We start from the raw sequence: 13,830 nt of genomic DNA on the forward strand, positions 1-13,830 counted from the left end.
CCGCCAGCGTTCGTCCTGAGCCAGGATCAAACTCTCCAACAAAATCTGTTGAAAAACTCATCCCGGCAACAAAAATGTTGCCAAAGGAATCTCCCACTTATCGCCTAAACGACAAGCCGGGGTATTGCCATAATTGGCACTGGCTTATCAAGCACCCTGTTGAGTTCTCAAAGAACAACCGCACACCTTAGTTCGTTCCGCTTTCGCGGCCCGCCCTCCGGGGCACTCGCTCTACTTTACCCGCCGTTTCCGCCCTGTCAAATCCGCGTTTCGCAACCGAATTCAACAACCACAGAAACTGCACAGGCACCCCAAAAGAACACGACACTAGATTGTGTGATCTTGTTTGAGGTTCCTCCAGGACGGCCGCGCCGGGCCCCAACTTCAGGTCCCGCTCGCTCGCCCGTCTCCCTGGCGGCTCGCTAAACATTACTCGTCCCCCTGCGCGACACCAAATCGGGGGGCGGCGACGGCCGTCACATCATCCGGTCGAGCTAAAAGGCTCAGGTCAGCGCCATTCCAGCCGACAAAGCCGGGCAATTCGTCAACGCTCGAGGCGACTGTGGGTCGTGGGGCGGTGCGACGTGCACGGAAGGCATATAACGAACGCATGCGCACTGACGAGCTCGCCGACCTGATCGCCGAGATACCCGGTACCGAGGTCTCAGCGGTCCCCGGCATCGTCACCGTGCGGGTGCCGGCGATCGACGACACGGCCCGGATCCTGTTCCGGGACGTCCTGGACGCCTACGAGGTGACGGTGCCGACCGGCGCTCCGGCCGTGCAGGTGGACATCAAACGCAAGCGCGAGTCCCTGCCCCTCATCTTCACCGTCGAGGACGTGGTGTTCGCTCCGGTCTACGCCGATGACATGGTCGATCCGGAGGACGAACTGCTCGTGCCGGCGATGCCCGGCATGATCGCCTACTCGGAGATGCACCGGGACGTCCGCGCGCTGGGCAAGGCGATCGACGACCCGGCGGTGGAGCTGGATCCGGAGATGCTCGCCGCCACTCTCCTGGCCCACCGCTGCTTCATCGCCGGCGCCATGCGGGTCGGTCTGTGGCCGGTCCGGGTCGCCGCCTGGTGGGAGTACACGTCGGCACGGGCCGCCACCACGGTTCAGCTGGCCCGGTTCCGCCCCGACCCGCGCTGGGACGAGCTGATGGCCGACGTCACCGAGGCCCGCCGTCAGTCCGCTCCCGCCGAGCTCTGATTCGGCCGGATCGTGCACGGGGACCGCGGATGAGACGCCACCTGACAATCCTGCTGACCGGGCCGTCGGCCACGCTTCTGGAGAGCTGGCGCCGAACGTGGGATCCGGTCATGGCCGCGGTCGTTCCAGCGCATGTGACGCTGCTCTACCCCGAGGAGGTTCTGATCCAGGAGCTCCGCGACGAGGGACAGGCGACGGAGGCGATGCTCCTGGAGTCTCGGCAGGTCGAGGAGGTGGTTGCGGAGACGGCACCTTTCCGGCTGCGGTTGGGTGCGGTCATCACCCTCGATGAGGGGCGCGGCGGTGTGTTCGTGGCCGTCCAGGACGTCGACGGCGAGTGGGCCCATCTCCGTCGCCGGCTCCTGAGCCTGGCGCCTGGCACGGCGCCCGGCCTGACCGCCGGTTTCCCGCCGCACGCGACAATCGCGCATCCGCGCACGTCGAGCCACGGCCCGGAGTGTTGGTCGGCGTGCCGGGGCAGGTCGCTGAGCGGCGAGTTCACGGTGACGGAGATCGCCCACACCACGACGGCCGCGGAGGCGTTCACCGTCGAGCAGCGATACCCGCTCCTGGGGTCACGGGTCGGTCCGCCAGGCGAATAGCAGCGAGCCAGACCGGCAGACGGAGCGGAGCGCCGGGTCAGGCCGGCGACTCGGCAGGGCTGGACGTCGCGGTCAGGGCGGGGCGGGGTACCTGTATGGCGCAGATCAGCGCGCCGGCCAGGGCGGCGGCGTAGAGCAGGAGGACGGTCACATACGACGACTCCCCCGTCGACCAGGTGAGGACCGAGCCGCCGACCGCGGTCCCGAGGCTGCCGCCGACGGTGCGCATGACGGTGTTGACGGCCGCGGAGACGCCGGTCTGTTCGGCGGGGACGGCTTCGACGACGAGGGCGCCGACCGCGCTGAACGCCAGTCCGATGCCCGCACCCATGGCCAGGATGCCGAGGAGGATCTGCGGGAGGGTGTGCTGCCAGACCGCGAGGGACAGGTAGGACAGTCCGGCTGCGGCGATCCCGGTGGCGAGGGCGGCACGTGGCCCCTGACGGGCGGTGAGCCGGCGGTGGATCGGCATGATCAGGAGGTTGCCGACCGCGGTGGGGAGCATGGCCAGTCCGACGACGGTGGGACTGACCGCGAACCGGTCGACGATCAGCAACGGGATCACCATCCATGAGCCGAACATGCCGAACCCGAGCAGCAGGGTTGCCGCATTGGTGGCCCGGACGGTCGGCAGGGCGAGGGTGCTCAGGTCGATCAGCGGGCTTCGCGGGTTCGCCGGAGTGGAGCGGCGCTGGCTGCGCCACCAGAGGGGGGCGACGATCGCGGCGGTGGTGAGGGGCCAGGGCCAGCCCGGTTCCGGGAAGCGGCTGATCGCGAACAGCAGGAGGCCGAGCCAGGTGGAGAGGAGGGCGGCGCCGTACCAGTCGATCGTGGTCGGTGTGGTGGCGGGTTTCGCCCGCGGCAGCAGCAGGGCGACCGGGATCATCGCGAGCGCGGAGATCAGGGCGGGGATCAGAAACAGCCAACGTGAGGAGAGCAGGGTGAGGATCGGGCCGGCGGTGATGGTTCCGGCAGCGCCTCCGACGCTCATCACGGTCGATATCACGACGAAGGCGCGCGGGCGGGCTTCGGGCGGCAGGTGATCTCTGACCAGGGCGAAGCAGAGTGGGAAGACGGCACCACCGATGCCCTGGATGACACGTCCGGCGATCATGACGGGCAGGTGGGTGGCAAGTGCGGAGGTGAGGGCGCCGATGCTCATCGCGGTCAGGGCTACCAGGAGGATGCGGCGTTTGCCGTAGACGTCGGCGAGCCGGCCGAGGACCGGCGTGGCGATCGAAGCGCTCAGCAGGAACGCGGTGAGCAGCCACGCGGCGCCGGACGGCGTGGTTCCGAGCTCACGCTGGAACACCCCGAGCGCGGGCACGACCAGCGATTGCAGGACCGAATACGCGGCGGTGGCGAGACAGAGCCCGCCGAGCACGGCGTGTTTCAAGAGATCAAGACCCTTCCTCCGGTACGGCCACCGCCGCCCCGCCCGCAGCCCACCCGGTCCCGCCGGGGCGGGCGGGCCGGCGGCGGGCGGACAGGAGGGGCCGTCCGCCGCCGGGCCCGAGCCGGGCGCACTGCCGTTATCGGGTGAGCGCGCCCTCGGCGACGGCCCCGGCGGCCGTCGTGTTGCGGTTGGCGGGACGGGGCAGGCCGTAGTGTTCGCGCAGGGTGCGGCCGGTGTATTCGGTACGGAAGCGGCCGCGTTCCTGGAGGATCGGCACGACCTGGTCGACGAAGGCCTCGAGACCCGACGGCAGGACCGGGGCCATGATGTTGAAGCCGTCGGCGGCGCCGTTCTCGTACCAGTGCTCGATCTTGTCGGCGACCTGGACCGCCGTGCCGGTGAAGGTGAGGTGGCCGCGCCCGCCGCCGAGCCGCCCGATCAGTTCGCGGACGGTGAGGTTCTCCCGGCGGCCGAGGTTGACGACCAGGGTGCGCCGGCTCTTGGCGCCCTCGATCTGTTCCTCCTCGGGCAGGTTCGCCGGCAGGGGCGCGTCCAGGGCCAGTTCGGACGGGTCGACGCCGATCAGCCCAGCGAGCTGGGCGAGGGCGTATTCGGGGCGGATCAGCCGTTCGAGTTCCGCCTCCAATTCCTGAGCCTCGGCGACCGTGCGGCCGATGATCGGGACGATCCCGGGCAGGATCTTGATGTGGTCCGGGTCGCGGCCGTGCTCGGCGGTGCGGCGCTTCAGGTCGTCGTAGAACTCCTGCGCGTCGGCGAGGGTCTGGTGTGCGGTGAAGACGGCCTCGGCGTAGCGGGCGGCGAAGTTGCGGCCGTTCTCCGACGATCCGGCCTGGACCAGCACCGGGTGGCCCTGTGCGGAGCGCGGGACGTTGAGCGCCCCGGCGACCGAGTAGTAGTGCCCCTTGTGCGCCGGCGGGTAGATCTTGGTGTCGTCGCCCCAGACGCCGGTCTCCTTGTCGGCGACGATGACGTCGTCGTCCCAGGAGTCCCAGAGCTTGAGCGACACGTCGACGAACTCGGCGGCCCGCTCGTAGCGCTCCCGGTGGGCGGGCAGCTCGTCGAGGTTGAAGTTGCGGGCCGCGTCGAGCCCGGCGGTGGTGACGATGTTCCAGCCGGCCCGGCCGCCGCTGATGATGTCGAGCGAGCCGAACCGGCGGGCCAGGTTGTACGGCTCGTTGTAGGTGGTGGACGCGGTGGCGATCAGCCCGATCCGCGAGGTCGCTCCGGCGAGGGCGGTGAGCAGCAGGGTTGGTTCGAGGACGCCGGACGGGCGGCGGCCGACCTGGTCCCAGAGGACCGGCCCGTCGGCGAGGAAGAGCGAGTCGAGTCTGCCGCGCTCGGCGATGCGGGCGAGGTTCTGGAAGTGCTCGACGCTCTGGTCGGCGTACGGGTCGCTCTCCGGCAGGCGCCAGGAGGCCTCGTGGTGGCCGACGCTCATCAGGAAGGCGTTGAGGTGCAGCTGTCCTGGGCGGGTCATCACTGCACCTGCGGGGTGTAGTGGGTGGCCTCGTCGCCTTCGAGGATCCGCGACTTCTCGCCGTCGACGCCGACCGGGACGTCGCCGGCGACGGTGACGCGGTGCAGCTTCCGGGCCAGGTCGCCGTAGTCGTCGGCGGCGTAGTGCTGGGTGGACCGGTTGTCCCAGACGACGATGTCGCCGACCTGCCACTTGTGGCGCAGGGTGTTCTCCGGGCGGGTCACGTAGTGCTGGAGCAGCCGCAGGATGTCGCGGCTCTCGGTCTTGGACAGGCCGATGAGCCCGGTGACGAAGTTGCCGATGAACAGGTTCGGCACGCCGGAGTCGGGGTTGACCCGCACGACCGGGTGGGCGGTGCGGTAGCGGGTGGAGACGAACACCTTCTGGTACTCGTCGACCTCGGCCGAGCGGAACTGCGGGTGCTCGGCGTAGTCGTAGGAGTTGGAGTGCTCGGCCCACAGCCGGTCGGCCAGCAGGCGCAGGTGTTCGGGCAGGTCGGCGTAGGCGGCCGCGGTGTTGGAGAACAGGGTGTCGCCGCCGTAGGGCGGGATGACGAGGCTGCGCAGGGTGGTGGCCTTGGGCGGGGCGACCACGAACGTCACGTCGGTGTGCCAGGCGTTGGCGCGGGCGCCCTCGCCGCCGGCGACCTCGAGGACGTTGGCCTGGCCGTCGACGGACGGGACGGTCGGGTGGGCGAGGGTCAGCTCCCCGAAGATCGAGGCGAACCGCTGGTGCTGTTCGTCGTCGAGATGCTGGCCGCGGAAGACCAGCACCTTGTGCTCGACCAGGGCGTCGTGGATCGCGCCGGCGTCACCGGGCTCGATCGGGAGCTTGAGGTCGATGCCGGAGATCTCGGCGCCGATCCGCCCGCCGATACGCGTGATGTCGATGCTCACTGTCGGTCCTTTCGGAGAAACGAACTAGTTGGTGCGCCAGGTGGAGAACCGGCGCTCGGTGGCGATGAGGAGCTGGTTGACCAGCAGGCCGATGGCGGAGATCGTGATGATCCCGGCGTACATGTCGGGGACCGCGAAGTTGTACTGGGCGTAGTTGATGAGGTAGCCCAGGCCGGCTTTGGCGCCGACCATCTCGGCGGCGATCAGGATCAGGATCGAGGCGGCGCCGGCCAGCCGGATGCCGGTGAAGATCGTCGGCACGGCCGCCGGAAGGACGACCTTCTGGAAGAGCCGGATCGGTCCCAGGCCCAGCGACCGGGCCGATTTGATCAAGAGCGGGTCGACGGTACGGACACCGCTCACCGTGTTCAGCAGGATCGGCCAGGTGCAGCCGTACAGGATGATCGAGATCTTGGAGGTCTCGCCCAGGCCGAGGATCAGCACGAAGACCGGCAGAATGGCCAGGGCCGCGGTGTTGCGGAACACTTCGAGCAGCGGGTTCAGCAGGTTCGCGACCGGGCTGTACCAGCCGATCAGCAGGCCGAGCGGCACCGCGATGAGAATCGCCAGGCCGAAGCCGGCGGCCGACCGGATCAGGCTGGCCTCGGTGTGGCTCCACAGCTGGCCGGAGACGAGCAGGTCCCACCAGGCGACCAGCACCTCGGACAGCGGCGGCAGGAAGGTCGCGTCGACCACGCCGAGGCGCGGCAGGATCTCCCAGACCAGGGCCAGAATGCCGATCGCGATGGTACGGGTGAGCACCGCCCCGGCGATTCTGATCGCACCGCGGAGGACCGGTTTCGGCCGGGCCACCGGGAGGGTGCGCAGGCTGAGGCTAGACATTGATCTTCAGCTCCTCGTTGCGGGCGCGGTCGACCTCGTCGCGCAGCAGGGTCCAGATCTCGTGGCGGTACCTGGTGAACTCGGGGTCGGAGCGCAGGTCCTCAGTGGCCGACCGGGCGTCGATCGGCACCTCGACGACCTCCTTGATCCGGCCGGGCCGGGAGGTGAGCACGGCGACCCGCTGGCCGAGGTAGACGGCCTCCTCGATGCCGTGGGTGATGAAGACAATGGTCTTGCCGGTCTTCTCCCAGATGCGCAGCAGCTCGTCCTGGAGGCCGTCGCGGGTCTGCGCGTCGAGGGCGGCGAACGGCTCGTCCATCAGCAGCACGTCCGGGTCGAAGGCGAGGCTGCGGGCGATGGCGACGCGCTGTTTCATGCCGCCGGACAGCTCGTGCGGGTAGCGGTCGTGGAAGCCGGCCAGCCCGACCAGGTCGAGGTATTCGCGGGCCCTGTCGGCGCGTTCCCGCCGGGCGACGCCCTTGGCTTCGAGACCGAACTCGACGTTGCCCTGGGCGGTGCGCCACGGCAGGAGCGCGTACTGCTGGAAGACGATGCCGCGGTCCAGGCCGGGGCCGGTGACCGGTTCGCCGTCGACCAGGATCCGGCCGCTGGAGATCTCGCTGAGGCCGCCGAGCAGGTCGAGCAGGGTGGATTTGCCGCAGCCGCTGGGGCCGACGATGACCAGGAACTCGCCGTCGCGTACCGCCAGGTTGATGTTTTGAAGGGCGGTGACCGTCTTGCCGCGGGAGTGGAACGTTTTGCTGACGTTCTCGAAGACGATCTTGGCGGTCATGCCGCACCGCCGGTGGCGTACGAGTTGTAGTCGTTGCTGTAGATGTCGCCGGCCTTGATGTCCTTCTTCAGCTCACCGGCCCGGTCCAGCCACTCGATCCAGGTGGTGAACTCGCGCTCCTCGATGACGCCGCCCGTGCCGTTGACGCCGTAGCTCTTCCAGAACTGGGTCTGGCTGTCGTCCTCCTGGCGGGCCCGCTTCTTGATGATGTCCTTGAGCTTGGCGACGACCTCGTCGCGCGGGGTGGTGCGGGACCACTCGATGGCCTTGCCGACGCCGGAGACGAACGTCTTCACGGTGTCCGGGTTCTTCTTGAGGAAGTCGTCGCGGAAGATGTAGCTGCCCGCGGTGAACTTCCCGAGCAGGTCGTAGTCGGTGTAGAGGGCGTGGATGCCGCCCCGGTCGAGGGCCTTGTCGCGCAGCGTGCCGCCGAGGGCCGCGACGTCGATCTGCCTGGCCCGCAGCGACTGCTCGGTGTTGACCGGCGGCACCACGATCAGCTCGACCTGCTTGATCTCGTCGTCGGTGAGACCGGCCTTGGCCAGGTACGTCTTGGTGATCGCCTCGGAGTGGGCGCCGAGCGTGTTGACGCCGATCTTCTTGCCGATCAGGTCCTTGGCGGTCTTGATCGGGCTGTCGTCGAGGACGTAGAAGCCGTTGAAGGTGACGTCGTCGACGCCGTAGTAGCCGATGACCGCGGTGATCGGGGCGCCGGAGGAGGCGAGTTTGACGATCGCGCCGTTGAAGGCGCCGCCGAAGTCGGTGTCGCCGGTGGTGGCGGCCTGGATGTCCTGCGGGCCGCTGATCGTGTTGCCGATCCAGTTGAGCTTGAGGTCGCCGAGGTAGCCGAGTTCGGCGGCCAGCTCGGGCAGCGTCACCGCGCCCACGCTGCCCTGGTAGCGCAGCTCCTTGACCTGTTCGCCGGCGGCGGCGGGCTCGTCGGATCCACCGCAGGCGGCAAGGCCGGAGACGGCGAGGACACCGGCCAGGGCGGCGGCGAGAGCGGATCTGCGGGTGGTCATCGGGAACTCCTTAGGCAGGGAGGGCGCGTGTCATCACCGGCGGGCCGCGGCGGCCGCCGGTGTGTGAAGGCAGGTTTCAGCGCGCCGGCCGAACGCCGGCGGTGTCAGGGAGGGGCCTGGCGGGGCGGGACTTCGCCGTCCTGCTCAACAGGCGCAGGTACACACCCGGAGGTGGTCGACGAAGCGTCGCCGGATGAGGCGCTTGCTTCGGGTCATGCGAGCAACGTAAATGGCCGTGCACGCTACGTCAGCCACTTTGTGACCCAGAGCACATACATTTCCCATAGAGTGAGTAGAGATTAGGTCGCGAAAAAGGGGTGGGAGCGACCGCTCCCACCCCTTTGACCAGGACCTTTACTCGCCGAAGTCCTCGAACGCGTCGCCGACCTCGTCGATCGCCTCACCCGCCAGGTAGCCGGCGGCCAGACCACCGGCGATGCCCATCGCCATGCCGCCCATGCCCGAGCCGTGGTGCCCGTGCCCGCGGTAGTGACCGTGATGACCGGGCTGGCGGTAGTGCCCGTGGTGGCCGTGCCCGCCGTGCCCGTAACCCGGCTGCGGGTGGTGACCGTAACCCGGCTGGGGGTGGCCGTAACCGGGCTGCGGGTGGCCGTAACCCGGCTGCGGGGCGCCGAAGCCCGGCATCGACTTGCGGCGGTCGACCGACTGGCGGACCCAGCCGTCGACGACCTGACGCCAGTCGGTGGTGTCGGCGTCGGCGTGCGACACCGTGTAGCGCCCGTAGGTGTCGTGCCCCTGAGTGAACAGGCCGCCGCGCTTGTCGAATTCCAGCACCACCTCGACCTGGTGCGGGCTGGTCACGAAGGTCAGCTCGACCTCGTTGATCGCATGCGCATACTGCTGCGGCGGGAAATACTCGATCTCCTGGTAGAACGGCAGCGTCTGGTGGACACCGTAGATCTGCCCATACTCCAGGTCGGCCGACTTGAACCGGAAACCGAGCTGCTGGAACGCGTCGAGGATGCGCTGCTGGATCGGCAGCGGGTGCACGTGCACCGCGTCGAGGTCACCCTTGTCGATCGCCCGCGCGATGGCCAGCTCGGTGCGCACACCCATCACCATGCCGCGCAGCGTCTGCCCGTAGACCGTGGTGATCGGGGTCTCCCACGGCATGTCGATGCGGAACGGGATGGCCAGCTGCTGGCCGGGGTGCAGGCGCATCGGGCCGGTGACCGGGACCCGCAGGAAGTCGGCGACCGTCGAGTAGTCGCCGCCGCCGCCCTCCACCTCCATCCGGGTGACCAGGCCGAGGGTGATGTGCTCGATGTCCGCGTCCTGCGTGCCGCCGACCAGGTTGACGTTGCCGGTCAGCGGAGCACCCGGATAGGTGCTCGGGTTCGACAGCACAGTGTCGACGCTCGGGCCACCGACTCCCAGGGCACCGAGCAACTTCTTGAAGACCACGATGTTCTCCCGCTTCGAATACGTGCCTGGTGAAACCTAACAACGCCCGCTGAACGAACGCTGAGAAAGTGCTGGTCCTGCGCGATCCTGTAGCAGACGGTACGACGACCGCGCAAGGTCATGGAGCAGAACCGAGTCACCACCACCCGATCCACACAGGACCACGACGGGGTTTTCCGGTGGCTGCCGCCCGGCATATTCTGCGCTGGCCATGGCCATCGTCGCGCCGCCGTATCGGCCCTCCTCGCCGGGGTTCCCGCCGGTCGACTCGTCGCGCCGTGACGACGGCTCGGCGATCGCGGTCACCCTGCGGCACTCGCCGCTGGCCTTCCTGCTCCGGCTCTATGTGCCGGTGGTGGAGATCGACGGGCAGGGCGTCCCGGCGTACTGGGGGCGGGTCGTGCAGTCGGTGGCGCTCGGCGAGCACCACGTGCACGTCCATGTGCCGTGCCTGGCCCCGTCCCGGATCGGGTCGGCCGACACCACCGTGGTGGCGCTCCCCGGGCACACCGTGGAGCTGGAGTACCGGGCGCCGATGCTGTCGTTCCTGCGCGGCGCGCTCGGCCTGCCGCCGCAGCGCTATCCGGGCGCGGCAGCCGCCGCGGCGCTGCTGCTGTGCGCCACCACCCTGGCGATCTGCGCGTGCATCGGGCTGTTCCTGAACGGCTGACCCCGAAGGGCCGGGTCACGGGCGGGCGCGGAGCTCGTCGTGCAGGGCGCGCATCAGTTCGGCGCTGGTGAACGGCTTCTCCAGCAGGTGCACGTCGGCGGAGAGGGTCCCGTGCGTGGTGAGGACCGGCTGGGCGTACCCGGACATGAAGAGGACCCTGGTCTCCGGCCACCGGGACCGGACCGCGTCGGCCAGGTCGCGGCCCAGCATGTTCGGCATGATCACGTCGGTGAGCAGGACGTCGACGCTGTGCGTCGCGGCCAGGCGCAGCGCCTCCTCGCCGCCGTCGGCGGCCAGCACGGTGTAGCCGCCGCGCCGCAGGATCCGGCAGGTCACCTCGCGCAGCGCGCTCTCGTCCTCGACCACCAGCACGGTCGCGCCGTGCCCGGCCAGCCCGGCCACGGAATCCTCGGCGGCCTCCTGGTGGGCCTCGGCGTCGGTGGCCGGCAGCAGGATGGTGAACGTGGTGCCGATGCCCGGCTCGGAGTAGATCTGCACGGTCCCGCCAGCCTGGGCGACGATGCCGTAGACGGTGGCCAGGCCGAGCCCGGTGCCCTGACCACTGGGCTTGGTGGTGAAGAACGGCTCGAACGCCTTGTCGATCACCTCCTTGGGCATGCCGGTGCCGGTGTCCGAGACCCGCACCCGCACGTACCGGCCGGTCGGCAGGCCGGCCCGGGCGGCGGCGTGCTCGAAGTCGACGTCGACCAGGGCGGTGTCGATGGTCAGCCGGCCACCGGTGGGCATCGCGTCGCGGGCGTTGACGGCCAGGTTGACCAGCACCTGCTCGAGCTGGCCGGGGTCGGCCATCACCGACGGCAGGCCGGCCGTGGTCCGCACGGTCAGGGCGATGTGCTCGCCCAGGGACCGTTTCAGCATCTGGTGCACCTCGGTGACCACGGTGTTCAGGTTGAGCGGGCGCGGGCGGATCACCTCCCGGCGGGCGAACGCGAGCAGCTGGTGGGTGAGGTCGCTGCCGCGGCGGGCGGCCCGGGCGATCTGCTCGGCGTCGACCGCGGGCGGCGTGCCGGCGTGGTCCTCGACGATGAACGACGCGTAGTTCAGGATCACCGCGAGCAGGTTGTTGAAGTCGTGGGCGATCCCGCCGGCCAGCTGGCCCAGGCTCTCCAGCCGCTGCGCCTGCTGCATCCGGGCCTCGAGGCGCTGCCGATCGGTCTCCTCGCGCAGCCGGCGGCGCTCCTCCTCGGCGGCCAGCCGGTCGGACACGTCCCGGACCACCGCGACCGTCACCGCGCCGCTGTCGGTGTGCAGGGCGCTGCACGCGATGTCGACCGGGATCTCGACACCGCCGCGCCGGGCCGCCCGGCGGGTCGCCCAGCGCTGGTCGGGCTCCTCCGCGGACCGCTCGGAGTCCAGCGGGGTGCTGTCGCCGCCGGTGCGCAGCACCGCCGACGCGGCCGGCAGACCGTCCGGCAGCAGCAGCGCCACCGGCATGTGCAGCAGGTCGTAACGGGGATGACCGAACAGCCGCTCGGCCTCGGCGTTGACCAGCACCACCTCGCCCGACTCGGCGACGCCGAGCACCGCGTCCGGGGCGGCGTCGAGGATCGCCTGCACCCGGGCCTCGGCCCGCTCCCGGTCGCTGATGTCCCGGGTGATGCTGGTCGTGCCGACGATCGAGCCGTGCTCGTCGACCAGCGGGGACACCAGCGTGGACACCGCGATGTCCTCGTCCTTGGCGGTACGGCGGACGCTGCGGTAGCGGTCCACCCGGCCACCCAGGCGCACCATCAGCCGGACCTGCTCCTCGTCGCTGCGCCGGTCCTCCGGGATGATGCCGTCGATCGACCGGCCGATCATGTCGGACGCCGGATGGCCGTAGAGAGCCTCGGCGCCCGGGTTCCAGGAGAGCACCCGGCCGTCCAGGTCGGTGGTGACGATGGCGTCGTGCGACGACTGCACGATCGAGGCGAGCAGGGACCTGGTGCGGGCCGCCTCACGCTGCACCGTGTCGTCGCGCAGCACCGCCGTCACGTACGTCTCCCCGTCCGGCGCGGCCACCGCGGCCAGCGAGATCTCGACCGGGAAGACCGTGCCGTCGCGCCGGAGCCCGCGCAGCGGCATGCGGCGCAGGGGCTGATGCGCGCCGGAGAGGTACGCCGCACGGTGCTGCGGATGCCGCTCCCGGTCGTCCTCCGGCACCAGTTCGTCAACGGACCGCCCGACCAGGTCGTCGGTCCAGCCGAACATGTCGTGGGCGCGACGGTTGGCCATGGTGATCGTGCCGTCCGAACGGCTCACGATGATCGCGTCCGGGGCGGCGTCGAGCAGCAGCCCCGGGATGCCGGTTGACTCCACCGATGCCCTCCCACCCCCTAAAATACGTCTATTCTGATATTTCGGTATGAGGTTGGAGGCTTAGGGCAAAGCTGGCATGAAAGGCTGGCATAGTGACCACCGCACCGCCACCGATAGACCCGAACCGCCCCAGCGCCGCCCGGATCTACGACGCCCTCCTCGGCGGCACACACAACTTCGCCGCCGACCGTGCCGTGGCCAGCCGGGCCGCCGAGATCCTGCCCGAGATCCCGCTGATCGCCCGGGCCAACCGGGACTTCCTGCACCGCGCCGTCCGGTACGCGCTGGCTTGCGGCATCCGCCAGTTCCTCGACCTCGGTTCCGGCATCCCCACCGAACGCAACGTGCACGAGGCGGCCCGCGAGGAGGCGCCGGACGCCCGGGTGGTCTACGTCGACACCGACCCGACCGCGGTGCTCTACGCCCGGCACCTGCTCGACGACGACGGGCAGACCGCGATCGTGCACGGTGACCTGCTCGAACCGGCCGCGATCCTGGCCACGCCGGAGGTTCGCGGCCTGCTCGACCTGAGCCGGCCGGTCGGCATCCTGATGATCGCGGTGCTGCACTTCGTGCCGGACGGGCCGGAACTGGACGCGGCCCTGCGCGCCTACCGCGAGACGGCCGTGCCGGGCAGCCTGCTGGCGGTCTCGCACGCCACCACGGCCTCCGAACCCGGGCTGACCCAGCGGATCACCGAGCTCTTCGGCCGTACCGGCACCCCGCTGGTACCGCGCGGCCCCGGCCGGGTGACCGAGTTCTTCGAGGGCTGGGATCTGGTCGAGCCGGGCCTGGTCCCGGGCTCGCAATGGCGCCCGGACGGCGGCCCGGTCAGCGCCGAGGAAGGGTTCCTGGCCGGCGTCGGCGAGCGATAGCGATCCCGGCGTCGGCCGGCCGGTCGTAGCCGTCGCAGCTGTCCTCCGGCTCGACCTCGATCAGATCGAGCAGATCCGGCCCGGAGTGCCCGGTGTCGACCGTGCTCCCGACCAGGCCGAGCAGCGCCGCGCAGTTACGCCCGTAACCCTGCACCATGCGGTCCACCCGGGTGGGGTGCCCGCAGCGCCGGCACGGGCGCATCCGCTCCGTTGACGACTCACCCACCCGACCAGTATCGGACGGATCAACCCTCAGGAACCACACATCTTCGGCG

The 13,830-nt window shown here is 69.8% G+C and carries 14 protein-coding genes; 5 read left to right on the top strand and 9 right to left on the bottom strand.

Annotated elements, in window-relative coordinates; all coding sequences use genetic code 11:
- The 3 genes from AB0E94_RS34210 to AB0E94_RS34220 all read left to right on the top strand — a co-directional run.
- Positions 1–191, top strand: a 191-nt coding sequence (locus AB0E94_RS34210; protein ID WP_360335082.1) for a hypothetical protein, incomplete at its 5' end; no start/stop codon positions are given.
- 419 nt (positions 192–610) lie between these two features.
- Positions 611–1,216 (top strand): hypothetical protein, encoded by a 606-nt coding sequence (locus AB0E94_RS34215; RefSeq protein WP_360335084.1) that lies wholly within the window; start codon positions 611–613, stop codon positions 1,214–1,216.
- Positions 1,217–1,245: 29 nt separating this feature from the next.
- Positions 1,246–1,818, top strand: coding sequence for a 2'-5' RNA ligase family protein (locus tag AB0E94_RS34220; RefSeq protein WP_360335086.1), 573 nt, complete (start codon positions 1,246–1,248; stop codon positions 1,816–1,818).
- Between the two features lie 37 nt (positions 1,819–1,855).
- Here the strand turns inward: AB0E94_RS34220 and AB0E94_RS34225 are convergent, their stop codons facing one another.
- From AB0E94_RS34225 to AB0E94_RS34255, 7 genes are all read right to left on the bottom strand, one after another.
- Positions 1,856–3,214: an MFS transporter gene (locus AB0E94_RS34225; protein ID WP_360335088.1), complete on the bottom strand. Its 1,359-nt coding sequence runs from the start codon at positions 3,212–3,214 to the stop codon at positions 1,856–1,858.
- A gap of 136 nt (positions 3,215–3,350) precedes the next feature.
- Positions 3,351–4,712, bottom strand: a complete 1,362-nt coding sequence (locus tag AB0E94_RS34230) for an LLM class flavin-dependent oxidoreductase (RefSeq protein WP_360335090.1) — start codon at positions 4,710–4,712, stop codon at positions 3,351–3,353.
- Positions 4,712–5,608, bottom strand: a complete 897-nt coding sequence (locus AB0E94_RS34235; RefSeq protein ID WP_360335092.1) for a TauD/TfdA family dioxygenase — start codon at positions 5,606–5,608, stop codon at positions 4,712–4,714. Before AB0E94_RS34235 ends, AB0E94_RS34230 begins: the two co-directional genes overlap by 1 nt.
- Before the next feature lie 24 nt (positions 5,609–5,632).
- Positions 5,633–6,451 carry an ABC transporter permease gene (locus AB0E94_RS34240; protein WP_360335094.1) on the bottom strand — a complete coding sequence of 273 codons (819 nt, stop codon included), beginning with the start codon at positions 6,449–6,451 and terminating at the stop codon, positions 5,633–5,635.
- A complete protein-coding gene (locus AB0E94_RS34245) occupies positions 6,444–7,244 on the bottom strand; it encodes an ABC transporter ATP-binding protein (RefSeq protein ID WP_360335096.1) in 801 nt (266 codons plus the stop codon). Before AB0E94_RS34245 ends, AB0E94_RS34240 begins: the two co-directional genes overlap by 8 nt.
- Positions 7,241–8,266 carry an ABC transporter substrate-binding protein gene (locus tag AB0E94_RS34250; protein WP_360335098.1) on the bottom strand — a complete coding sequence of 342 codons (1,026 nt, stop codon included), beginning with the start codon at positions 8,264–8,266 and terminating at the stop codon, positions 7,241–7,243. Before AB0E94_RS34250 ends, AB0E94_RS34245 begins: the two co-directional genes overlap by 4 nt.
- A 354-nt stretch (positions 8,267–8,620) precedes the next feature.
- Positions 8,621–9,691 (bottom strand): sporulation protein, encoded by a 1,071-nt coding sequence (locus tag AB0E94_RS34255; RefSeq protein WP_360335100.1) that lies wholly within the window; start codon positions 9,689–9,691, stop codon positions 8,621–8,623.
- A gap of 211 nt (positions 9,692–9,902) precedes the next feature.
- Between AB0E94_RS34255 and AB0E94_RS34260 the strand changes: the two genes are divergently transcribed.
- Positions 9,903–10,361: a hypothetical protein gene (locus AB0E94_RS34260; RefSeq protein ID WP_360335102.1), complete on the top strand. Its 459-nt coding sequence runs from the start codon at positions 9,903–9,905 to the stop codon at positions 10,359–10,361.
- 15 nt (positions 10,362–10,376) lie between these two features.
- Here AB0E94_RS34260 and AB0E94_RS34265 read toward each other — a convergent pair whose 3' ends face one another.
- Entirely contained in the window at positions 10,377–12,680 is a 2,304-nt protein-coding gene (locus AB0E94_RS34265) for a PAS domain S-box protein (protein ID WP_360335104.1), read from the bottom strand.
- A 92-nt stretch (positions 12,681–12,772) separates the two neighbouring features.
- Between AB0E94_RS34265 and AB0E94_RS34270 the strand changes: the two genes are divergently transcribed.
- Positions 12,773–13,555 (top strand): SAM-dependent methyltransferase, encoded by a 783-nt coding sequence (locus AB0E94_RS34270; protein ID WP_360335106.1) that lies wholly within the window; start codon positions 12,773–12,775, stop codon positions 13,553–13,555.
- Here AB0E94_RS34270 and AB0E94_RS34275 read toward each other — a convergent pair.
- Positions 13,512–13,781 carry a hypothetical protein gene (locus tag AB0E94_RS34275; protein WP_360335108.1) on the bottom strand — a complete coding sequence of 90 codons (270 nt, stop codon included), beginning with the start codon at positions 13,779–13,781 and terminating at the stop codon, positions 13,512–13,514. The genes AB0E94_RS34270 and AB0E94_RS34275 overlap by 44 nt on opposite strands.
- Between the last annotated feature and the right edge of the window lie 49 nt (positions 13,782–13,830).

This window comes from Actinoplanes sp. NPDC026670, assembly GCF_040638175.1.
Taxonomy (GTDB): Bacteria; Actinomycetota; Actinomycetes; order Mycobacteriales; family Micromonosporaceae; genus Actinoplanes.

Excerpts from the sequence above, each read along its gene's own strand:
- AB0E94_RS34260 (WP_360335102.1), top strand. The coding sequence starts at position 9,903 with ATGGCCATCGTCGCGCCGCCGTATCGGCCCTCCTCGCCGGGGTTCCCG.
- AB0E94_RS34245 (WP_360335096.1), bottom strand. The coding sequence starts at position 7,244 with ATGACCGCCAAGATCGTCTTCGAGAACGTCAGCAAAACGTTCCACTCC.
- AB0E94_RS34250 (WP_360335098.1), bottom strand. The coding sequence starts at position 8,266 with ATGACCACCCGCAGATCCGCTCTCGCCGCCGCCCTGGCCGGTGTCCTC.
- AB0E94_RS34230 (WP_360335090.1), bottom strand. The coding sequence starts at position 4,712 with ATGACCCGCCCAGGACAGCTGCACCTCAACGCCTTCCTGATGAGCGTC.
- AB0E94_RS34240 (WP_360335094.1), bottom strand. The coding sequence starts at position 6,451 with ATGTCTAGCCTCAGCCTGCGCACCCTCCCGGTGGCCCGGCCGAAACCG.
- AB0E94_RS34220 (WP_360335086.1), top strand. The coding sequence starts at position 1,246 with ATGAGACGCCACCTGACAATCCTGCTGACCGGGCCGTCGGCCACGCTT.
- AB0E94_RS34215 (WP_360335084.1), top strand. The coding sequence starts at position 611 with ATGCGCACTGACGAGCTCGCCGACCTGATCGCCGAGATACCCGGTACC.